Source organism: Rhizobium sp. 01T444 (genome assembly GCF_056398305.1).
This window is the reverse complement of record NZ_JBFTPD010000034.1, coordinates 56,610-78,057: the sequence shown is the minus strand read 5'-3', so window position 1 is coordinate 78,057 and position 21,448 is coordinate 56,610. Positions and strand designations below refer to the sequence as shown.

General features: G+C 59.1%; 20 protein-coding genes and 2 pseudogenes. 15 read left to right on the top strand and 7 right to left on the bottom strand.

What is annotated here, in order from left to right; translation table 11 throughout:
• Positions 1-45: 45 nt before the first annotated feature.
• Both AC1DTN_RS31620 and AC1DTN_RS31615 read left to right on the top strand, forming a co-directional pair.
• On the top strand, positions 46-1,251 hold the full coding sequence (locus tag AC1DTN_RS31620) for an ABC transporter substrate-binding protein (protein ID WP_442207504.1): 1,206 nt from the start codon (positions 46-48) through the stop codon (positions 1,249-1,251).
• 85 nt (positions 1,252-1,336) lie between these two features.
• Positions 1,337-2,470, top strand: coding sequence for an ABC transporter ATP-binding protein (locus AC1DTN_RS31615; protein WP_442207488.1), 1,134 nt, complete (start codon positions 1,337-1,339; stop codon positions 2,468-2,470).
• Positions 2,471-2,486: 16 nt separating this feature from the next.
• On the opposite strand, the gene AC1DTN_RS31610 is transcribed toward AC1DTN_RS31615, so the two are convergent.
• Genes AC1DTN_RS31610 through AC1DTN_RS31600 form a run of 3 tightly spaced genes read right to left on the bottom strand, consistent with a single transcriptional unit; the run spans position 2,487 to position 5,579 of the window.
• Positions 2,487-3,587, bottom strand: coding sequence for a D-TA family PLP-dependent enzyme (locus AC1DTN_RS31610; RefSeq protein ID WP_442207487.1), 1,101 nt, complete (start codon positions 3,585-3,587; stop codon positions 2,487-2,489).
• A gap of 1 nt (position 3,588) precedes the next feature.
• Complete coding sequence (locus AC1DTN_RS31605) at positions 3,589-5,064, bottom strand: M81 family metallopeptidase (protein WP_442207486.1); 1,476 nt, start codon at positions 5,062-5,064, stop codon at positions 3,589-3,591.
• A 29-nt stretch (positions 5,065-5,093) separates the two neighbouring features.
• Positions 5,094-5,579, bottom strand: coding sequence for a hypothetical protein (locus AC1DTN_RS31600; protein ID WP_442207485.1), 486 nt, complete (start codon positions 5,577-5,579; stop codon positions 5,094-5,096).
• 111 nt (positions 5,580-5,690) lie between these two features.
• Here AC1DTN_RS31600 and AC1DTN_RS31595 point away from each other — a divergent pair, with 111 nt between their 5' ends.
• The 12 genes and pseudogenes from AC1DTN_RS31595 (at position 5,691) to AC1DTN_RS31540 (ending at position 17,083) form a co-directional block, all read left to right on the top strand.
• Positions 5,691-6,077, top strand: coding sequence for a RidA family protein (locus tag AC1DTN_RS31595; protein WP_113325728.1), 387 nt, complete (start codon positions 5,691-5,693; stop codon positions 6,075-6,077).
• A gap of 25 nt (positions 6,078-6,102) precedes the next feature.
• On the top strand, positions 6,103-6,966 hold the full coding sequence (locus tag AC1DTN_RS31590; protein ID WP_442207484.1) for a MurR/RpiR family transcriptional regulator: 864 nt from the start codon (positions 6,103-6,105) through the stop codon (positions 6,964-6,966).
• Positions 6,967-6,985: 19 nt separating this feature from the next.
• On the top strand, positions 6,986-7,762 hold the full coding sequence (locus tag AC1DTN_RS31585; RefSeq protein ID WP_442207483.1) for an SDR family oxidoreductase: 777 nt from the start codon (positions 6,986-6,988) through the stop codon (positions 7,760-7,762).
• Between the two features lie 31 nt (positions 7,763-7,793).
• Positions 7,794-9,710, top strand: coding sequence for a beta-N-acetylhexosaminidase (locus AC1DTN_RS31580; protein WP_442207482.1), 1,917 nt, complete (start codon positions 7,794-7,796; stop codon positions 9,708-9,710).
• Between the two features lie 254 nt (positions 9,711-9,964).
• Complete coding sequence (locus AC1DTN_RS31575; protein WP_442207481.1) at positions 9,965-11,167, top strand: MFS transporter; 1,203 nt, start codon at positions 9,965-9,967, stop codon at positions 11,165-11,167.
• Positions 11,168-11,228: 61 nt separating this feature from the next.
• Positions 11,229-11,397: pseudogene (locus AC1DTN_RS31570) on the top strand (IS30 family transposase); the annotation flags it as partial.
• Positions 11,398-11,639: 242 nt separating this feature from the next.
• Entirely contained in the window at positions 11,640-12,245 is a 606-nt protein-coding gene (locus AC1DTN_RS31565; RefSeq protein ID WP_477924103.1) for a flavin reductase family protein, read from the top strand.
• A 245-nt stretch (positions 12,246-12,490) separates the two neighbouring features.
• Positions 12,491-12,709: pseudogene (locus AC1DTN_RS31560) on the top strand (mandelate racemase/muconate lactonizing enzyme family protein); the annotation flags it as partial.
• A gap of 197 nt (positions 12,710-12,906) precedes the next feature.
• Entirely contained in the window at positions 12,907-13,782 is an 876-nt protein-coding gene (locus AC1DTN_RS31555) for a carbohydrate ABC transporter permease (protein WP_442207479.1), read from the top strand.
• Positions 13,779-14,687 (top strand): carbohydrate ABC transporter permease, encoded by a 909-nt coding sequence (locus tag AC1DTN_RS31550; RefSeq protein WP_113321687.1) that lies wholly within the window; start codon positions 13,779-13,781, stop codon positions 14,685-14,687. Before AC1DTN_RS31555 ends, AC1DTN_RS31550 begins: the two co-directional genes overlap by 4 nt.
• Before the next feature lie 4 nt (positions 14,688-14,691).
• Positions 14,692-15,795, top strand: coding sequence for an ABC transporter ATP-binding protein (locus AC1DTN_RS31545; protein ID WP_477924101.1), 1,104 nt, complete (start codon positions 14,692-14,694; stop codon positions 15,793-15,795).
• Positions 15,796-15,835: 40 nt separating this feature from the next.
• Positions 15,836-17,083 carry an ABC transporter substrate-binding protein gene (locus tag AC1DTN_RS31540; protein ID WP_113321689.1) on the top strand — a complete coding sequence of 416 codons (1,248 nt, stop codon included), beginning with the start codon at positions 15,836-15,838 and terminating at the stop codon, positions 17,081-17,083.
• Positions 17,084-17,161: 78 nt separating this feature from the next.
• Here the strand turns inward: AC1DTN_RS31540 and AC1DTN_RS31535 are convergent, their stop codons facing one another.
• Together AC1DTN_RS31535 and AC1DTN_RS31530 are read right to left on the bottom strand one after the other, a co-directional pair.
• Positions 17,162-17,605: a VOC family protein gene (locus tag AC1DTN_RS31535; protein ID WP_442207477.1), complete on the bottom strand. Its 444-nt coding sequence runs from the start codon at positions 17,603-17,605 to the stop codon at positions 17,162-17,164.
• A gap of 3 nt (positions 17,606-17,608) precedes the next feature.
• On the bottom strand, positions 17,609-18,043 hold the full coding sequence (locus AC1DTN_RS31530) for a VOC family protein (RefSeq protein ID WP_310389007.1): 435 nt from the start codon (positions 18,041-18,043) through the stop codon (positions 17,609-17,611).
• Between the two features lie 258 nt (positions 18,044-18,301).
• On the opposite strand from AC1DTN_RS31530, the gene AC1DTN_RS31525 reads away from it, so the two are divergent.
• Positions 18,302-19,174 (top strand): IclR family transcriptional regulator, encoded by an 873-nt coding sequence (locus AC1DTN_RS31525; RefSeq protein ID WP_442207476.1) that lies wholly within the window; start codon positions 18,302-18,304, stop codon positions 19,172-19,174.
• 73 nt (positions 19,175-19,247) lie between these two features.
• On the opposite strand, the gene AC1DTN_RS31520 is transcribed toward AC1DTN_RS31525, so the two are convergent.
• Together AC1DTN_RS31520 and AC1DTN_RS31515 are read right to left on the bottom strand one after the other, a co-directional pair.
• Entirely contained in the window at positions 19,248-20,372 is a 1,125-nt protein-coding gene (locus AC1DTN_RS31520; protein WP_442207475.1) for a Gfo/Idh/MocA family protein, read from the bottom strand.
• Between the two features lie 9 nt (positions 20,373-20,381).
• Entirely contained in the window at positions 20,382-21,311 is a 930-nt protein-coding gene (locus AC1DTN_RS31515) for a sugar phosphate isomerase/epimerase family protein (protein ID WP_113321694.1), read from the bottom strand.
• Positions 21,312-21,448 lie beyond the last annotated feature (137 nt).

The following is a 21,448-nucleotide window of genomic DNA, read 5'->3' as shown; positions in this document are numbered from 1 at the left end:
GAGAATGGGAGTAACGACGTGAGCATTACCATCAAGACTGGCCTTATGGCGCTCGCCCTGCTTGGTTCGACGGCACTGACCGCGGTCACGGCCCAGGCAGCCGACAAGGAAATCAGCTGGATCTATTGCGGCGACACGATCGACCCGATCCACACCAAATATATCAAGGAATGGGAAGCGAAGAACGCCGGCTGGAAGGTTTCGCCGGAAGTCGTCGGCTGGGCCCAGTGCCAGGACAAGGCAACGACGCTGGCTGCCGCCGGCACGCCGGTCGCCATGGCCTATGTCGGCTCGCGCACGCTGAAGGAGTTCGCGCAGAACGACCTCATCGTTCCCGTTCCGATGGCCGATGACGAGAAGAAGGGCTATTACCCGCATATCGTCGACACGGTCACCTTCGACGGTAACCAGTGGGGCGTTCCGATCGCCTTCTCCACCAAGGCGCTTTACTGGAACAAGGACCTCTTCAAGCAGGCCGGCCTCGACCCCGAGACGCCGCCGAAGACCTGGGCCGAAGAAATCCAGATGGCAAAGACCATCAAGGAAAAGACCGGCATTCCGGGCTTCGGTCTTTCTGCCAAGACCTTCGACAACACGATGCATCAGTTCATGCATTGGGTTTACACCAACAATGGCGCCGTGACGGATGCCGAAGGCAAGATCACGCTCGACAGCCCGCAGATCCTGGCAGCGCTGAAGGCATATAAGGACATTTCGGCCTCTGCCGAAGAAGGCCCGACCGCCTATGAACAGAATGAAGTCCGCGCCATCTTCCTCGATGGCAAGGTCGCGATGATCCAGGCTGGCTCAGGTGCCGCCTATCGCCTGAAGGATACGAAGATCAACTGGGGTGTCACCACGCTGCCGCTCGGTCCTGACGCCAAGGGTGCAGGCACGCTGCTGATCACGGACAGCCTTGCAATCTTCAAGGGCTCGGGCGTCGAGGACAAGGCGATCGAATTCGCCAAGTACATCACCTCACCCGACATCCAGGGTGAATACGAGCTGCAAGGCGGCGCAGGCCTCACCCCGCTGCGTCCGTCCGCAAAGGTCGACGAATTCGTTGCCAAGGACCCCTTCTGGAAGCCGTTCATTGAGGGCATCAGCTACGGTGGTCCCGAGCCGCTCTTCACCGACTACAAGGGCTTCCAGAATTCGATGATCGAGATGGTCCAGTCCGTCGTCACCGGCAAGGCCGAGCCTGAAGCCGCTCTGAAGAAGGCTGCAGGCGAGATCGAGGCCTTCAAGTAAATCGACGTCGAGGATCGCAGGTTGACGATCTGCGATCCTCACCGACCAATTCATGCGCGTTCAGGCCGGGACCGGAGACAGATTTTTGGGACAGCTTCAGCTCAACAAGGTTCAAAAATTCTATGGCGACTACGAAGTTCTCAAAGGCGTCGAGCTCGACGTCAGGGACGGCGAGTTCGTTGTCTTCGTCGGGCCTTCGGGATGTGGCAAGTCCACCCTCCTGCGCATGATCGCAGGTCTTGACGCGACAACCAAGGGCGACATCATCATCAATGGCGTCAGGGTCAACGACCTGCCGCCGGTCAAGCGCGGCATCGCCATGGTCTTCCAGTCCTATGCGCTCTACCCGCACATGACGGTTTTCGAAAACATCGCCTTCCCTCTTCGTGTGGAAAAGATGGAGGAGGAAAAGCTCAAGGCCAAGGTCGAGAATGCTGCACGTATCCTGCATCTCGAAACGAGGCTGCAGCAGAAACCCGGCATGCTTTCCGGCGGACAGCGTCAACGCGTGGCGATCGGCCGCGCCATCGTCCGCGAGCCGAAAATCTTCCTGTTTGACGAGCCGCTGTCCAATCTTGACGCCGCCCTTCGCGCCGACATGCGCATCGAACTTGCCAAGCTGCACCGGCAGTTGAAGGCGACCATGATCTATGTAACGCACGACCAGGTGGAAGCCATGACGATGGCCGACCGCATCGTCGTGCTGGATGCCGGCAATATTTCCCAGACCGGTGCGCCGCTCGAGCTCTATCACAAGCCCGCCAACCAGTTTGTTGCCGGCTTCATCGGCAATCCGAAAATGAATTTCCTGCCTGTCACCTGCACATCCGCAAGCGAGGCAGGCGTGACCGTGGACTATCGCGGCCAGACCGCGACACTGCCGGTAGCGCCGCGCGACGGCATGGTCGGCAAGCCGCTGACGCTCGGCATCCGGCCGGAACATATCCAGCTCAGCTCCGGCGACGTTTCGCTGACGGTGACACCGAGCGTCATCGAACGGCTCGGCGCCAATACTGTGGCTTATGCTGCGCTCGGTAGCGAGACAGAGAACTTCTGCGCCATGCTGCCCGGCAGTGTCGGCATCCGCGCAGACGCGCCGGTTGCCGTCGGCATCAACGCTACCGATTGCCATCTCTTTGATGAAGACGGTGTCGCCTTCGACCGTCGCGTCGAGCTTACCGATATCGACATGAACCTGCTGGCACCTGCAACGGCCTGAACGGTCGATTGATCAGTTACCAGACGAGCCCGCGCGCGGCGACGTCCTCGACGCGCGTGACGATGCCGTTGCGATGGAAGACCATAGTGTCGAACAGGTTCGACACCACGCATGTGTGGTTCGGGATGATGAAGAGCTTTTCGCCGATCTGGGGCCGCGCACCGGTGCAGGCCGAAAGGTCAATGACGCCGTGCTCTTCCGAGAGGCTGGTTATTTTCGCCTCGGGATATCCGACGACCAGGCCGAAATCGGCAAAGCCCTGAAGATCGGAGGTCAGCGCCTTCGAGCCTGCGTCGATGATGGCGCGATCGGCATTCGGCCGCGATACGACGGTTGCCAAGACGTGCATTGCGCAATCGTCTTCTGTGCAATGTCCCATCCGGATCATCTGACGGTCATTGTAGATATAGGTCCCTGCCCGATGCTCCGTCGCCGATTTGACCAGATGCGCCTGAAAGAGACTGGGCGTGCCGCCATTGCTGACGATCGGGCAGGCAATTCCCTCTTCCGCCAGCTGTTTCAGCGTAGCCTGGATGAAAGCCTCGACGGCATCGGCAGCCTGCGGCTTCGGATAGGTGAGGATACCACCGAATGTCAGCCCATCGGCCGCAACGATGCGTCCGGCGAGCGAGACCGCCTGTTCGGGCGTCTGGACGCCGCAGCGCGCGCCGCCGGTATCGCATTCGACGAGGACGGTCAGCGGTTTGCGGCCGGAAAAATGTGAAGACAGGCCGTCGACCGTCACGTCGCTGTCGGCAACGACCTTGAGACCCGAAATGCGATCGTTCAGGGCAGCGAGCCGTTTGAGCTTCGGGGTTCCGATTATATTGAAGGTGATCAGGATGTCTTCGAAACCGGCTTCGGCAAAGACCTCTGCCTCTGTCACCTTCTGGCAATTGATGCCCTTGGCGCCGGCCGCGACCTGGGCCGCTGCGAGCGCCGGTATCTTATGCGTCTTGATATGAGGGCGGAAATTCAGCCCATGCTCGTCCATATAAGACTGGACCCTGGATATGTTGGCGGCCAGCTTGTCTTCGTCGATGATCGGGCGGGGCGTGGAAAGATCGGCGATCCTGTCTCCAGCCTTGGCGATGACGGCAAACCGGTTGTCATGCATCTCAGGCAGCTCCGCGTTCGGTTCCATGAGGATCGGCCGCGATCGGCCAGATGGTCTTCGGCGCACGGCGATAGTGGGTCGTCGCCGGATTGTTGGGATAGGGGGTTCCTGCCGAACAGTACAGGATTTCAGCAGCGATCTTCGAGAAGGATGCGAAGAAATGGTTGGTCGATTTGATCACCAGGATCTTCTGCTTGGTCGGATCGATACCCATCACCGAAAACAGGCTCGGATCGAAGCTCTGCGCCCGCGTCGAGTTCAGAATGATATCGATACCATCAAGAACGATATGGGCCGCATCCCCGAAAGGTGCCAGGCTTTCGCCGAACTGCATTTCGGCATTCTTCACCAGTTTGACGACCTTCACCATCCCGTCGATGGGATTACCGGTCCCGGGCGCTGATTTTGCGCCAAACCGCAGGGGAATTTCGGCCCCCTCGCCTGCGGCAAAACAGATCTGAACGGCGATCGGATCCCAGATCGTACCGACAGCAGCACTTTGCACACCGCGGGCCAAAAGTTCTTCGAGAATGACGGTGGCGTCGCCGGCGGTGCCGCCACCCGGATTGTCCCAGACATCGGCAATGACGACCGGCCAGGCTTTGGCAGCCATCGCTCGCGATACAGCTTCCTTCTCGTCGATCTGCGGCACCATGAAGGTGCCGCGCTTGGAAAACAGCTCCATGCCGAGGTCGCGCGCGAGCGCCGCACCCTTTTCCGGATTGTTATCGGTGACGACAAGCAGCTTGGTGCCCATCTCGGGCACATCGCCGACCATGAAGCCGTGGACTACGGAGATCGACAGAATTTCCGGATCTTCCTTCTCGATCCGCATGATCTTGTCGACGAAGGAACGCATCGGATCGCGCGAGGTCGGGAAGACATCGATCATCCGGCAGTCGAATACGGAATTGACCGGCTCGACCCTGCCCTCAAGCGCATCGACGGCGATGCGCCAGAGATCCTCGGCGCGGTCGACGAAATCCGTATGCGGAAATTCCTTGAAATAAATCGCGAAATTCAGCGCCGCGATGCGCTTCCGGGTCAGATGGCTATGCGGATCGAGTTCAGCGCAGATCAATACGTCAGGCCCAACGATGTCGCGGATGCGCGTCAGGAGATCGCCTTCCGTGTCCTCATATCCCGCGGCCACCATTGCCCCATGCAGCCCCATCACCACGGCATCGACAGGCATTGCGGCGCGGAGCTGGTCGAGAATTTCGTCCCGCAGCCCTTCATAGGCCTGACGGTTGACGAGGCCGGCCGGGTCTGCCCAGGCTGCCGTGCCCTCGATCAGCTCCCAGCCCTTTTCAGCGGCGACGCGGCGACCGACAGTGATCGGCGCGGTGCAGAGTGTGGGCGTTTCCGGATGCTGGCCGGGTGGGGCATAAAGAGACGCTTCGAAAGCGCGGCGATCCACACAGATCGGGGAAAACGTATTGGTTTCGGTCGCCAGTGCTGCCGTGAAAATGCGCAAATGAGTTGGCCTTGTTTTGCGGTCCCGCCTCAACCCATCGGGTTCGGCAGGTAGCCGGTAAATCCGCAGATCTTCCACCGCCCCTCGTGGAGCCTGCAATAGTAGAGCGTCTGCCACTGCATAATATCGCGGGTGCCATCACTCTTCGTCAGGCCTCCGTCGAACTTCTTGCGGACAAGCGCCATGTCGCCCTCGATCTCGATGTCCTCGAGCGTCGTGGTGGTGAAGATCGCGGTGCGGGTATCCTCCGCGAAGCTCTGTGTGGCAAAATCCTTTGCCTGTCTCAGCCACTCGTCGCGATAGGCCGAAAGTGCGGGAAACGCCAGACGCCACCTGTCGGGGCTGACTTGCTTGCGGCCATCGATGCCGATGAAGCCTTCCTCAACGAAATCATCTTCGACCATCGACCAGTCGGCTGCCAGAAATGCGTCGATGTCGCGGGGCACTAGCATCTCCCAGATGGCGTGCCGTGCAGTATCGGAGGACGGAAAAGGATTCTTGAAAGGATCACGCATCTTCGCTCCCGATTTAAATTCTTTTCATAAATGGCGTTTTTCACTGGTCAAAATCTGCTTTCTATGGTCCCTTGTCAACTTATCAAGAAAATAATTTGCAGGGATCCCGACATGTCCATCAAGCGATATGGCACTGTTCAGACCGGCGCCGGCGGCAAGGCGCTGCCTTTCGCGCGCGCGGTCGAGGCTGATGGCTGGCTCTATGTTTCCGGTCAGGTGGCGATGGAAAACGGCGAGATTATCGACGGCAATATCATTGCCCAGACGCACAAGACGATCGCCAATGTGCTCGCCATTCTCGACGAGGCCGGATACGGCGTCGAGGACGTGGTGCGCGTCGGCGTCTGGCTGGACGATCCGCGCGATTTCTGGACATTCAACAAAATCTATCAGGACTATTTCGGCGCACATCCGCCGGCCCGCGCCTGCGTCCAATCGTCCATGATGGTGGATTGCAAGGTCGAAATCGACTGCGTTGCCTACAAGAAGAAGAGTTGACTGACGGATCGGCGGGAGGACAGGCTTGGATATTTTTTCCACATTGCAGGAAGACAGGAGCCGCCTCTCCGCCTCCGAGAGCCGCATCGCCGACATCATCGTCAACGATTTCGAATTCGCCGTGAATGCCTCGATCATCGAGCTTGCCGAACGCGCAGAAGTCTCGCCACCGACGGTCACACGTTTCTGCCGCCGCCTCGGCTGCGACAGCTTTTCCGATTTCAAGGTACAGCTTGCCCGCACCGCCCATGTCGGCGTGCGTTACCTGAAGCCGGAATCAAAGAGCAGCGATCCGGCCGATGTCGCTCAGGATATCATCACCAAGGCGCAGAACGCCCTTTTTCTGTTGCACCGCTCGCTGGACCTGACCGCAATCGAGGCCGCTGTTGCGCAGATCGCCAAAGCGGAGATGATCTACGCCTTCGGATCGGGCGGCAATTCTTCGATGATCGCCGATGAACTACAGAATCGGCTCTTTCGCCTTGGTCTCAGGATCACCTCCAGTTCCGACCATAGCATGCAGCTGATGATGGCGGCGGCAGCGAAGGCTGGCGATGTGATCATCGGCTCGTCCTTTTCAGGGCGCAACGCCGAGCTGGTGCGGGCCTTTGCACTGGCACGCGAGGCCAAGGTCAGGACCATTGCGCTGACGCAAACCGACAGCCCGGTCGCGAGAGCCGCCGGGATCGTCGTGCCGATCGATCTTCCGGAAGGAACGAACATCTTCCGCCCGACATCGACGCGTATCGCCTATATCGCAACCATCGATATCCTAGCGAGCCTCGTCGCCTACGCCATCCAACCGAAGGCGGCGACGACGCTGAGACGCATCAAGCAGCAGCTGGTCACACACCGCGATGGGGATGACAAGCAGCTGCTAGGAGACTGATCAACAAGAGGGAGCGACAATGACGCAATCAGTGGCCATTGTGACAGGAGCAGCAGGCGATATCGGCGCGGCGATCGCCGATCGACTCGCCGCCGATCATGACGTCATTCTGCTTGCGGATATCGATCCCGCCACTGCGGCAGCCGTTGCCGGCAGGCTTGGACCGGCCGATCGTTTCGTCGCCGTCGAATGCGATGTAACCAGCGAGACGAGCGTTGCGGCTCTTGCCGGGCGCGCAGCTCAGCTCGGCAGCCTACGCACGCTCGTCAACAATGCGGGTGCAGCCCGCGCCGTCAGCCTGCATGATACGACGCCTGAGATCTGGCGTGCCGACAATGCACTCAATCTCGAAGCGGCATTTCTCTGTTTTCGCGCCGTCGAAGACCAGCTGAAAGCGTCGCGGGGCTCCATGGTCAACATTGCCTCGGTCAACGGTATGAACGTGTTCGGGCATCCTGCCTACAGCGCCGCCAAGGCCGGCCTTCTGCATTTCACCCGGCTGGTCGCCGTTGAATATGGAAAATTCGGCATCCGCGCGAATGCCGTTGCCCCCGGAACGGTGAAGACGCAGGCTTGGGAAGTTCGCGCTGCAGCCAATCCCAATGTGTTCGAGGATGCCCGTCGCTGGTATCCGCTGCAGCGCGTGGTCGATCCGAAAGACGTCGCCAATGCTGTCGCCTTCCTGGCTAGTCCCCAGGCTGCGGCGATTACCGGCGTCTGCCTGCCGGTCGATTGCGGCCTGACAGCCGGCCAGGCCGAGCTTGCCCGTACTTTTTCCCAGTCCGAGCACTACTGAAATTCATAGGATACACCGAGAGGAACGAGATATGAAACCGGCCGACTATCGCCTGGAAAGCAGCTGGAACCCCAATGGCGGACCGAATGGCGCCTTTACTTTCACGCTTTTCAATCTTTCCAGCAAGGCGCTTTCCGGTTTCAAGCTTGTCTACACCTCGCTCACACGGGTGATCGATGCCGCCGCATGCGACAATGCCACCTTTCTAAGGCGCAACGCCAATTTTCATGAATTCGAACCGCCGGCCGGACTGATCCTCACTGCCGGCGAAAGCTGGATCTTTACGGTTGCCGGCCTGCATCGGCCGGCACGGCATTGCACTGATGGAGCAAAGTCCGCCTATCTCACATTGTCATCCGGTAAACATGTGCCGGTCGCCGTTTCCGATCTGCTGCTTGAGGGCCGCGCCAGCGAGCCTCCGCCCGCGCTTTTGCCCAAGGGCCGGCTCGATCTGCCTTTTGCGCTACAGCCGTGGCCGGCCGAAATCGATGCGAAACCGGGCGATAGTTTTCCGGTCATTCTCTATCCGGAGGGTGCCAGCGCAGACGAATTGTCGGCAATATCCGCCTGCATTTCGCTAACCCGCCGCCTTTTCGAAAGCGACCATTCAGTTTTCAATCTGGTCGCCTCGCCGCAGGGGCGCACCCTTACGTTCAGCAAGGACGCCTCGCTCGACGCCGAAGCCTACCGGCTGACCTTCTCGGCCGATCGCGTGACACTTTCCTATTCCGGCGCCGCTGGGCGCCAGTATGGCCTGACCTCGCTCGCGCAAATGCTGAACGGGGCGCGGGTCAGCAAGGGCAAATTCCAATTCCCGGTTTCCGGAACGATTTCCGACCGGCCCCGCTATAGCTGGCGCGGCTGCCATCTCGACGTTTCCAGGCAGTTTTATCCGGTTGATGACGTCAAGCGGCTGCTCGACATCCTTGCCTGGTTCAAGCTCAACATCTTCCACTGGCATTTGACCGATGACGAGGCCTGGCGTCTGGAGATCAAGGCCTATCCGCAGCTGACGACAACGGGCGTGTTGCGGGGCCCGGACGAACCGCTGCTCCCGCAGCTTGGCAATGGCGCGGAGCCTGTGGGCGGCTTCTACTCGCAGGACGATGTCAGAGACATCGTCGCGCATGCAAGCGCCCTTCATGTCGAGGTCGTGCCGGAGATCGACATCCCCGGCCATAACGCGGCGACTTTGGTTGCTTTGCCCGAACTGACTGATGGCCAGGAGGCACCGGAGAGCTACCATTCGGTTCAGGGCTATCCGAACAATGCGCTGAATCCGGCCGTGCCGCTGACCTACGAATTCCTGGAAAAGGTCTTCGACGAAATGGTCGAGCTGTTCCCCTCATCCTACATCCATATCGGCGGCGATGAAGTGGCGAACGGCTCCTGGCTCGCCTCGCCCCTTGCCAGGAGGCTGATGGCGGAACAAGGCATTTCCGGCACGTTCGGTCTGCAGTCCTACTTCCTGAAGCAGATCAAGACGATGCTCGATAAGCGCCGCCGCAAGCTTGCGGGCTGGAACGAGGTCGCTCATGGCGGCGGGGTCGCGGCAAAGGACAGCCTCTTGATGGCCTGGGAAAATCCTCAGGTTGGCATCGAGCTTGCCGAACAAGGCTATGACGTCGTCATGACGCCGGGCCAGGCTTACTATCTCGACATGGTCCAGGCCGAAGCCTTCCAAGAACCGGGCGCGAGCTGGGCCGGTACGGTGCCGCCGGCCCACACCTATGCCTATGAGGCAGCCGGCGAATTCCCGGAGGAATTGAAGCATAAGCTGAAAGGCGTCCAGGCCTGCATCTGGTCGGAGCACTTCCTGTCGCGCGGCTATTTCAACCGCCTCGTCTTCCCACGTCTTCCGGCAATTGCCGAAGCTGCCTGGACCCCGAAAGCGTCGAAGGATTGGGACCGTTTCGCTGCGATCGTGGCGCTTAGCCCGAAGCTTTGAGCTGGCAACGATGAAGATTGACATCGGGGTGATAATCGCCAGCCCTTACCGAGGGTTTGGTCGGTCAAGGCATCGAGTATCGGATGAGCATCAGGCCGCCCGCTTTGTCTTTCCCTTGAATCAGGATTTCGGCTACACGCCGCATGCGCGCCTTCCCACCCTCAGGCGCGACCGAGATTGATCATGACGATCCTTGTGCGGACGCGGTTTCCCCCTCCGCACAAGGATCGCCTCAAAGCCAGCTGGCGACGATAATGAACCGCTTGATACCCGACGTTTTCCGTAATCCTGCAATCCGGGTGAGCATGATCGCCATCTTCACGTTCGGATTTGCCGGAGCGACGACGACCCCCTATCGGTCCGTGGTCGGCATCCGCGAGCTCGGCCTGTCGAATGAACTCTATGCGGCGCTGATCTTCGCCGCAGCGGCGGTCAACGTGATCGTCAGCATTCTGCTTGGCAATCTTGCCGACCGGCTCGGTGAATATCGTTCGATGATGCTTGTTGCGGCGACCTTCGGCGTTGTCGGTTATGGCGCGGTCTTCTTCTTCCCGACGCAGGACATATTTGTCCTCAGCGCGCTTCTGCTACTGCCGGTCTATGGCTGCCTGAACTCGTTGCTCTTTGCCAATGTCCGGGCCGCAGCCCATGGAATGGCGCCGGCTGACGTGGCGACAGTCAATTCCGGCGTTCGGGCGATGATCTCGCTTTCCTGGGTCCTGGTTCCTGGGCTCACGGGGGTTTTGCTCTCCTCCTCTTCGACCATGCTGCCAGCCTATCTCTTCGCCGCGATTTCCTGTCTGGTCTGTGTGGGGCTCGTCGGCTTCCTATTGCCCCGTCAGAGCGGCACGGATCGCGCTGCCACCCACCATCTCTCCTATCTCGCCGCACTCGGCCAGGTGATTTCCCCGAAAATCTTCAGCCGGATCACGGCCATCGCGCTGATCAGCAGCACATTGCATGTGAACGATGCAATCTTCCCCCTCGTCGTAACCGGCGCCGCCCGCGGCACTGTCGCTGATATCGGTATTCTGGTCGGGATCGTCGCTCTCCTCGAGGTGATCTTCATCATCGTCTGGTCGCGCCTGCTGCGCCGCATCAGCCAACTCGCAGCCCTTGCAGCCGGGGCATTGATCTATGCCGTCTACCTGCTGCTTCTGGCTTTTGCCCACGAGCCTTGGCATGTCTATGCCCTCACCTTGATCAGTGGCATCGGCGCGGCGTCACTGATCTCTATTCCCATCACCTATCTGCAGGATCTGATTGCCGAGCGGCCCGGTCTCGGCAGCGCACTGATTTCCGTCAACATCTTCCTCAGCGCCGGACTGAGCGCCCTTCTCTTTGCCGCCGGCACAGCCATCACCAGCTATTCCGGCACTGCGGTGGTCAGTGCGCTCTCTGGTCTTCTCGGGATCGCTTGGCTGCTATTTCTCGAAAGACGCCGGTGCTCGTTCTGAGGCTGGAATTCGTCGGATTTCTCTTCCTCGTCCCAGAGCCGCAGGCCCCCTCGACCCCTGTTTCTCGATCGTTGCCGATGGCATCGCCAGGGAACGGCGACGGCGTTTGAGAAAGCTTCGGCGCCATCCGCATTTGCATCGCATTGGTCATTGAGAAACTGGAGACTTACTGGTCACCGGAGCAGATCGCCAGACGTCTTTTGGCCGACAGCTTCTCCACCGCAAAGTTAGAATGTCCTGATCTCGCAAAGTCGGAATGTCATCCTCCCCGCCTCCGCTGCACCCCCGGCCGAGGTGTTCGTGGCATAATTGCACGAGGGAGCCTGATCCCCTACCCTTGCAAACCGGCTATGATGCACTGCGATCAGATTCTCCAAACGTCATCAGGAAATCACGCAATTTCGCAGCGCCTCACATCGTCTTAGTGCGCGGAGAAATACCCGAACTACAACTTCACCACTGTGGGCTTCAAATGAACGAGCATATGAAGGCTGTTGAACTCAAGAAGGCCTTTCGCCTGATCAACCACGGGCCAACGATCCTGGTTTCGGCGCGCCACGACGGCATCGACAACGTCATGGCTGCCGCATGGTGCTGCGGGCTCGACATCGATCCGCCGAAGCTCACCGTCGTCGTCGACAAGAGTGCCCAAACGCGCACGCTGATCGAGGCGAGCGGGCGTTTCCTCATACAGGTGCCAACGGTTGCCCAGCTGTCGCTGACGCGCGAGGTCGGGAACCGCAGCCTGTTTGAGGAGCCGGACAAGCTGCAGAAGTCGGGGGTTTCTATTTTCGACGTGCCGGGACAGGACCTGCCCTTCGTGGAAGGCTGCTCTGCCTGGCTCGCCTGCAACCTGATCAATGAGCCTCATATCCAGCATGCCTACGACCTGTTCATCGGTGAAGTAACGGCGGCATGGGCAGACGATCGTGTGTTCCGCGATGGACACTGGCATTTTGAAACGGCCGGCCCTGAATGGCGCAGCCTGCACCACGTCGCGGGTGGCCATTTCTATGCGATTGGCGAAGCGCTTTCGGTTGAAGCCGAACCTGTCGAGCGCGCGCAATCCTCACTCTGAGCAGAAGGCCAATTAGCCCTTGGTCGCTCCTGCCGTCAGCCCGCCGACGAAAAGGTTCTGGAAGAAGAGGAACAGGAGAGCGATCGGCACCGTCATCACCATGGAGGCGGCCATAACCGCTCCCCAATCGGTGTTGAACTCGGTCGAGAATTCGGCAAGCCCGATCGGCAGGGTCTTGACCGAGGAATGCGTCGCAAATCAGAGCGCGAAGATGAATTCGTTCCAGGTGCTGCTTGGCGTCGGTGCTCATCCGGGTCTGCGCCACCCTCCCTCGTAACTTCATCGCCTTCGAATATACGACCGGCGATCCGGACTGGTGGTACGACATCGTCGAAGGGCTGCCGCAGGCGATCGTCAAGGATGGCTTTGTCGATGTGATCGAACGGCCGGGCATGGGCGTCGACCTCGTGCCCGAACGGGCAAGACAGTATCTCGCGGAAGAAGAGCAGATGTTCTTCGATTGATCGGTGGTCCGAGAGCCCTCACCTTTCCAACTTGAGCGCGAACAATACCGAAGGGCGCAGCCAATTGTTATTTGACATCGCAATTTTTTGATTCCTATAGTTGATCCGTTATGAACTGCATATAGTTCATATAGAAACAGGATAGCAGCGATCCGGAGGAGCGGAGCGCTGTCAACCTGAGGAGGAGGAGGAGGCTCATGGGAATCCGATGGAGCCGCGTCATTCCGCATCTGGCCGTTACGCCTGCTGCGCTGTTGACGCTTGTCTTTTTCATTGGGGCGATAGGCTGGACCGTCTATCTCTCCTTCACGGCATCCAGGCGCTTTCCCGACTATGAACTGGTCGGCTGGAAGCAGTATTGGCGGCTGTTTCACGATCCGTCCTGGACCCTGTCGCTTCAGAACCTCGTCATCTTTGCCATCGGCAGTCTGCTGTCGATCGTGATGGGCTTTATTCTCGCAGCCTTGATCGACAAGGAGGTGCATGGCGAAGGCATCTTCCGCACGGTTTTTCTCTATCCGCTTGCGGTCTCGCTGATCGTCACCGGCCTCGTCTGGCGCTGGCTCTTCAATCCGGGCCTTGGCGTCGAAAATGTTCTGCACTCGATGGGCTGGGAGAGCGCCTCCTTCAACTGGCTTGCGAGCCAGGACACCGTCATGTTCGGGGTCATTCTGGCGGCGGTCTGGCAATCGACAGGCTTCTTCATGGCGCTCATGTTGGCTGGCCTGAAGTCGATCAATACCGAGATCTGGCAGGCCGCGCGCCTCGATGGCGTGCCCTTCTGGCGACTATACATCGAGGTCATCATTCCCATGATGAAACTCACCTTCCTGACCTGCATCATCCTGCTCTGCATCGGCGTTGTGAAGGCCTATGACATCATCGTCGCCATGACCAATGGCGGACCGGGCGGGGCATCGGTCATGCCGGCCTATTTCGTTATCGATGCTTATTGGCAGAAGCAAAATCTCGGCTTCGCCTCGGCGGGTGCCACCGTCATGCTTTTGACGACACTCGTCCTCTTCCTGCCGCTCGTCATCATCACCGCAATCCGGCAAAGGAGGGACGCATGACGGCGATATCCGCTACATCGCAACCCGGCCGCGCGACGAAAGTGCGCCGGCGCCCGCTGATCCGGCCAAGCCGGGTGGTGATCTTCGTCTTCCTGCTGATGGCAGCCGCCTTCTTCGCGGTTCCACTCTATGTGGTCGTCGTCACATCCTTCAAGACGATGGATCAGATCCGCGAGGGACAGATTTTCTCGCTACCCTCGCCCTGGACGGTCGATGCCTGGTCTTATGCGTGGATGCAGGCCTGTTCCGGCATGAACTGCAACGGCGTGCGCGTCGGCTTCGTCAACTCGCTTTATATCCTTGCCCCCAGTCTGGTGCTGACGATCTCGCTCTCGATCGTCACCGGCTACGGGCTGGCGCTCTGGAACGTCAAATGGGCAAACGCCTTTCTTTTCGTGCTTTTCATCTGCGCCTTCGTGCCGTTTCAGATCATCATGTATCCGCTGATCAAGATCACCGGCTCACTGCATATCTACGGCACGACATTCGGCATCGCGGTCATTCACAGCGTCTTGTCGATGCCTTTCCTCACATTGATCTTTCGCAATTATTTCAAGGGAATGCCGCCGCAGATCATCGCCGCGGCAATGATCGATTCCGGCTCCTTCTGGCGGATCTTCTTCGAGATCGTCCTGCCGATGTCCGGCAATATCATGATCGTCGTGCTGATCCTGATGATCACGGGCATCTGGAACGACTTTCTGGTCGGTCTGACCTTCGGCGCGCAGGACACGCAGCCGATGACGGTCGTGCTCAATAACATCACGGTGACGACGACCGGTGCCAAGAATTATGCGGTCGACATGGCCTCGGCTCTGCTCACCGCGTTGCCGCCGCTGGTCATCTACTTCGTTCTCGGCAGATTTTTCGTGCAGGGCATCACTGCCGGCGCCATCAAGGGATAGAGGCATGCCTTCCATCGCATTCAACAATATCGTCAAGAAGTTCGGTGCGCTGACGGTCATCGAGAACCTGAACCTCAGCGTTGGCGACGGCGAGTTTCTGGTGCTGCTCGGACCTTCCGGCTGCGGCAAGACAACGCTTCTCAATCTTCTGGCCGGGCTGCTCGAAATCGACGACGGAGAAATCCTCATCGATGAGCGGGATGTGAGCTATCTCGATCCCAAGGATCGGGGCCTCGCCATGGTTTTCCAGTCCTATGCGCTCTACCCCACCAAAACTGTGCGCGGAAACATGAATTTCGGGCTGTCCTCCCGCGGCATTACGCGGGCGGAGGCGGATAGGCGGATCGACTGGGCGTCCAARCTGCTGCAGATCGAGCACCTGCTKSASCGCAAGCCGYSCCAGCTYTCRGGCGGCCAGCGCCAGCGCGTKGCGATCGGCCGGGCGCTGGTCAAACAATATGGCGTCTGCCTGTTTGACGAGCCGCTTTCGAATCTCGACGCCAAATTGCGCAACGAGATGCGCATCGAGATCAAGAAACTCCACAACCAGCTCAAAAATACCGTCGTCTATGTGACCCACGATCAGGTCGAGGCCATGACCATGGCGACCAAGATTGCGGTGATGAACAAAGGCGTCATCCAGCAATTCGGCACACCCGATGAGATCTACAACGAGCCGGCCAATCTCTTCGTCGCCGACTTTGTCGGCTCGCCGGCCATGAACTTGCTCGATTGTGTCGTCAGGCGTGACGGCAGCGATCTCGTTGCGGTGGATGAGAAGGACAGCATCCGCATCAGCCTCGGCGACTACAAGTGGAAGACAAAAGCTGCTGAAGGCAAGCCTGTCAAGATTGGCTTCCGGGCAGAGGAGCTTCTGGTCGAGGAGCGCCAGGATGCCGGCAATACCGTGCGCTTCGATTGCCCTGTCGAATATTTCGAGAAATCCGGACCTGACGCTTTCGCCTTCCTGACCATGTCGGGAAAGAGCATCGCCGTGCGCATCGATGGGCGCGATGCCAACCGCTATCGCGGCCAGCCGGCTCTGCCCGTTTATCTGCCGCTGACCAAACTCAACGTCTTCGATGCGCCGACCGGCCAGCGCCTGTGATCAGAACAATCTGATGAGATTACAAAGGGAGGAATGTTGCATGACAAAATGGAAATCGCTGAAGAGACTATCGCTCCTGCTTGCCGCGACCACACTTGCCGCGAACGCCTGGGCAGATGAAGTCGTCGTCTATCACACCTGGTCCAAGCCATCCGAGATTGCCGCACTCGGCGTTCTCAGGGATGCCTGGGCAAAGGACGGTCACCAATGGAAAGACCTGTCGATCGCGCATGACTCCGGCGCCAATGTCAGCCTGATGAACATGATCACCGGCGGCAATCCGCCTGCGATCTTCATGAATTCCGATCCCGGCATCTATAGGGATCTGAACAAGCAGGGCCTCGGCGTGCCGCTCACCAAGCTGTTCGACAGCATCGGCGCCACGAAGAACTTCCCGCCCTCGGTTCTCAAGAACATTACTGTCGACGGCGAGATCATGAAGGCGCCGGCAACGGTGCATATCGACGGGATGGTTTACTACAACAAACATGTCGCCGAAGCCGCAGGCGTCGACCCGAAATCCTGGAAGTCGCTCGACGACCTCTTCGCAGCCTTCGACAAGGTCAAGGCCGCCGGCTATATCCCGATCGCCCAGGGCGGCGATCAGTTCCAAAAGGCCTATCTGCTGCAGGCCCTGATCGCCTCGGAAGAAGGTCCTGACATCTACAATCGGTTCTATGGTGAAAAGCCCGACCGTACGGTGATCGATACGCCGGAAATGCGGGCGGCGCTGAAACGCTTCCGACAGATCGCCGACCACACCGATCCAGGTTCCCCGAACCGCCAGTGGAACGACACGACCAATCTCGTTATTACCGGCAAGGCCCTGCTGCAGATCCACGGCGACTGGATGAAGGGCGAGTTCATGGCCGCGCAGAAGAAGCTCGGCGAGGATTTCGACTGCATCAACATCCCGGGAACCAAGGCTGTCGTCGTTACCGTCGATTCCTGGGGCTTCCTCAACACCAACAATGCTGACACCGCAAAAGCCCAGGAAGACTTCGCCAAGCTCGATGTCGATCCAAAGCTCAATGCCGAGTTCGTCTTGAAGAAGGGTGCAAGCCCTGTTCGCACCGATGCCGATACGACGAACCTTGATGCCTGCAACAAGCTCGTTCTGGAGACGCTGAAGGATCCAACGAAGCAGGTTTCCAACCCCTTCAATATGGCAGATGCTGACTGGTATCGCACCATCTGGCAGGAAGCCGACAAATATTGGAGCGATCCGAAGCGGACGGATGACGAGTTCGTGCAGGCGATGCAGGACGCCTACGACCAGATCTTCTGACATCTCGCAACGAAAGAACCCGGCAGGTGACTGCCGGGTTCTCTCTCGTTATTTGCCACTACCGCAGAAACAGTTGGTTCAGACTGATTCTTTATGCAGTCTTTTGATGGCCTGCCGCTGAATGCAATCCGGCGCCATCTCCATGACCTCGATCTGCGTGCCATCGGGATCCTCGATCCAAGCGCCGCGATTACCGTCGATGCCGAGCTTGGTCGGCCTTGGCTTGCTGGGCTGGATGCCAACTTTCGCAAGCTCTTCGAACGTCTTGTCGATATCTTCGACGGTGAGGCAGATATGGAAGATGCCGATGACGTCAGGGCCGGATTCCGGCCTCTTCACGCCCTTCGGGAAAAGCTCGAGGTATTGATCATCGTTGATGCGCAGATAGACGATCCATGCCTCGCCCTGATCGTTGAGCAGGCGCGTCATCTCGCGAAAGCCGAGCTTCTGATAAAAGGCCAGCGACTTGTCGAGGTCGTTGACGCGCAATGCGATATGGCCGAGATGATTGAAAAGATCCATGGCTCAGCCCCGTCCATTGATGCGGCGAACGGCTGCCGTCTGCATCGCATCTGTGCCAAGCTGCATCAGTTCGATGCGGTTGCCTTCAGGGTCGGCGATCCAGGCCTGATAGTTGTTGTCGACGCCGAGCTTCTTTTCAGCCGTCAGGACAACGCCGCGGCTGGTGATATCAGCGATCGCCTCGTCGATATTCTCGACTTCGAGGCAAAGATGGTTATAGCCGACATTGGCAAAAGGCGGCGCGCTGTCGCCGACACCTTCCGGAAACAGCTCGATGAACTGCGTGTCGGTGATCCTGAGATAAACGATCCACAGGCGGCCGTCGCGCTCCAGTCGGAACATTTCGTCGAAGCCGAGCTTGTTGACATAGAAGTCGAGCGAGCTGTCGATGTTCTTCACACTGACGGCCACGTGTCCGATCGATTTCACACTCTTCATTGCATCCTCCTCCGTCTTTCCGTTTCACGGCGCGTACTGGCGCAGCCACTCGCCGAACCTCCCGATCCGGCATCTTTTCGGAACGCCGCGTGCGGAATAAATCGACGTGACGTTTCGTATTTGAACTGATATAAGTTCACGTAAGAATTTATCGGCATTCGCGTGCCGGAGTCAATCGAAAGGAGCCGCGATTGCGTGAACTCCACGCATTGCTTATGGAAGGCGAAGCATTGCCTGATGGGCCTAGCAGGATTTTCAATGACCGACATTAGTGAAGACGCCGCGCAGAAATATCGTATCCCCGTCATCGAGCAGATGGTGGAGGTGTTCGCGCTTCTGGAACGAACGCCGGAAGGCGCGACGATCCGCGACGTGGTCAAAGCGGTACGGCTGTCACGCACCACCGTCTACCGGATGCTCAACACGCTGAGCGCCTACGATTTCGTGCATCGCTCGCCAGCGGGAAGCTATACGCTTGGCCGCCGCCTCCTGACACTTGCGGCCCATGTCGCGCCGACCGTTGCGAGTTACGACCTGCTGGCGATCGCGCAGCCGCATCTCAACAAGATCTCCGAGCTTCTGGGTGAAGGCAGCAAGCTGACGCTACCATCGGGCGACAATATTCTGGTTGTCGCCTCGGCGCAGGGGCATGGCCAATATGCGCTATCGGCGACGGCCGGCCAGCGCCTGCCGTTTCATGCAGGTGCCGCCGGCAAGATCCTGCTTGCCTTTTCACTGCAGGAGGACATCGAGCGGCGCCTGACCAAGCTCGAGCGCTTCACCAACCAGACGATTACCGATCCCAAGCAGATGCTTGAAGAGCTTGCGCAGATCCGCAAGCAGAATTGGGCGCGGGACATGGGCGAGCAGATGTCCGGCGTTCACGCAATCGCAGCGCCGGTCAGGGATCATCAGGACACCGTCATTGCAGCTGTCAGCGTTCCTTTCGTCACAGGCGTCGACGAAAAGCGCGTAGCAGACATCAAACAGGCGGTGATCGCGGCAGCGCAATCGATCACCAGCGATATCCGATCCGCAACGCCCGCGGCGCCAGCGGCGGGGCTCGCCACAGAGAAGCCTGCACCAAAACGTTCGGCTCAGAAGACGGTGGCAAACCCGAAACAGCGATAGACGTCTAGCGGCCTAAGGCCTCTCCCTCGGCGGACGGTGCATTCGCGCATCGCCCGACCGGCCGGGAGGAGCCCTACGTGAACCTGCCTTCCTTCAAATGCTTCGGGATCGGATCTGGGCGCCCGCAGCTGCTGCGGATGGCAACCGGGCGTTTCGACTGGGCAGACCGTTCAAAGGCGGTCATCACCTCGAGCGCATGAAAAGCGAGTTCCGACGAGACGCGATGTGGCCTGCCGGAACGCAATGAATCCACCATCTCGGCAGCACCCAGTCCTCTCAGGCCGAGGTGACCGGGAACGCCTTCGACATAGGGATGGTCGACCGCCACCTCCTCCCAGGCCTCATTTCCCTCGGCGAAGATCTCGACCTTGCCCGTAAAGTTGTTCGGGTCCGGCGTTACCATCGAGCCCTTGGAACCGTAGATTTCGATCTGGTTGTGCTTGTGTTTGATGACGTCAAAGCTCGTGGCGATCGTCACCGTCGCTCCGCTATGGAACTCCATGACGCCGGTCAGATGCGTCGGCGTCAGCACCTTGATCGTCTCGCCGAAACGTGGCTGCGTCTTCACAGTCCGCTCTATGCGGGTGACCTTGGCAGCGCCGAAGACTTCGCGAACCGGCCCGAGAAGAGCAATCAGATTGGTGACGTAATAGGGGCCGACATCGAGCATCGGCCCGCCGCCGCGACCGTAGAAGAAGGCCGGATTGGGATGCCAATGCTCGTGACCAGGCAGAAGCAGCATGGCGGTTGCGGAAATCGCCGTGCCGATGCGGCCTTCATCGTAGAGACGCCGCGTCAGCTGATGACCGCCGCCAAGGAAAGTATCGGGCGCGCAGCCGAGCCGCAGATCGCCAGCGCGGGCAAGGGCCATCAGTTCCTCGGCTTCTTCCATGGAAACCCCGAGCGGCTTTTCGGAGTAGACGTGTTTGCCGGCAAGCAGCGCCTTCTTGCTGATCGAATAGTGAGCGGTCGGCGTGGTCAAGTTGATGATGAGGCCGATTTCGGGGTCGGCGAGCATTGAATCGAGCGACACCGACTGGACGCCGAACTGCTCGGCAAGCTTGCGCGCGGGCTCTTGGTAGAGATCATAGATCGACTTCACGCGAATGAAATCGAACATATGCAGCGTCGCGACATAGGTGGCGCTGATATTCCCGGCACCGACGATGCCGACCTTCATGGGGCTGTTCCCGCTCATTTGTGTTCCTCAGGCGATGATGATGTCGAGTTCGGCAGCGCAGTCGCGCAGGTAGCGGATGCCGCGTTTCATTTCGGAATCGAATTCCGGCGTGGCTTCCCGGAAATGGGTCCAGTGCGATGCGCCCGGTGCATCCTCGAGCTCCAGAGTGATCGGTCCGGAATAGCCGATCGTTCGCAAGGCCGCGAAAATCGCCTTCCAGTCGATCTTGCCACGGCCGGGGCGCCAGTGGGCATTGGTGTGCCCTTCATTGTCGGAGAAATGCGTGTTGTAGATCCGGTCTCCAAGCGACAGCACCACGTAATGTGGCATGTCACCGGCAGGAAAGAGATGGCTTGGATCGAAATTGAGCCCCAGATTGGGAGCGCCCGTGCGCTCGATCAACCGCAGCATTCCCTGACCTGAGCTAACCCAGCGATAGGGATGCGGCTCGATGGCGACACGCAGCCCGGCATCAGCGGCAATGGCGCAGGCTGCCGCGAAACCTTCGACGACGACCTCATATTCCTCCGCCCAATCCCATTCGGGCTTCACGACAGCCGACCATTCCTGGGCCGTCGGCCGCTGCAGGATCGGCCTGATATCCGATTGGAAAGGATAAGGCGTCATGCTTGTCATGATCGGCGTGCCGATCTTTGCCGCCAGCTCGACGCCGCGTTTATAAGCATCTAGGTCTACGCGAGAGACCGGTGCGTTATCATCACGCGAAAACGGCAGATTGTAGAAGAAGTTGGTCAGCGTCAGCCCTTCACCATCAGCGATCGACTTGAGTTCGCGGATCGTCTCGTCGGTGTAATAGCCGAGCATGTCGACCGACCATGCAGTGAGCTCGAAACCCTTGCAACCGGTGGCCGCCAGCCGGCGCAGAGGCGCCGCATAAGGCGGATTCCAGTTGAACGTCCAAATTGGCGAACCGAAAAAAAGTGCTTGAGCACCCACGCCGTCCTCCCATCATTGTCGTAGCGTCTTTGTCTTCCCTTTGGAGCGCTCCAACCCGCCCAAAAGTCAATTCGTAACGTTACGAATGCATGGCAAAGCTTATACTGTCAACGTCTCCCTCAACGAACTTTTGCCGC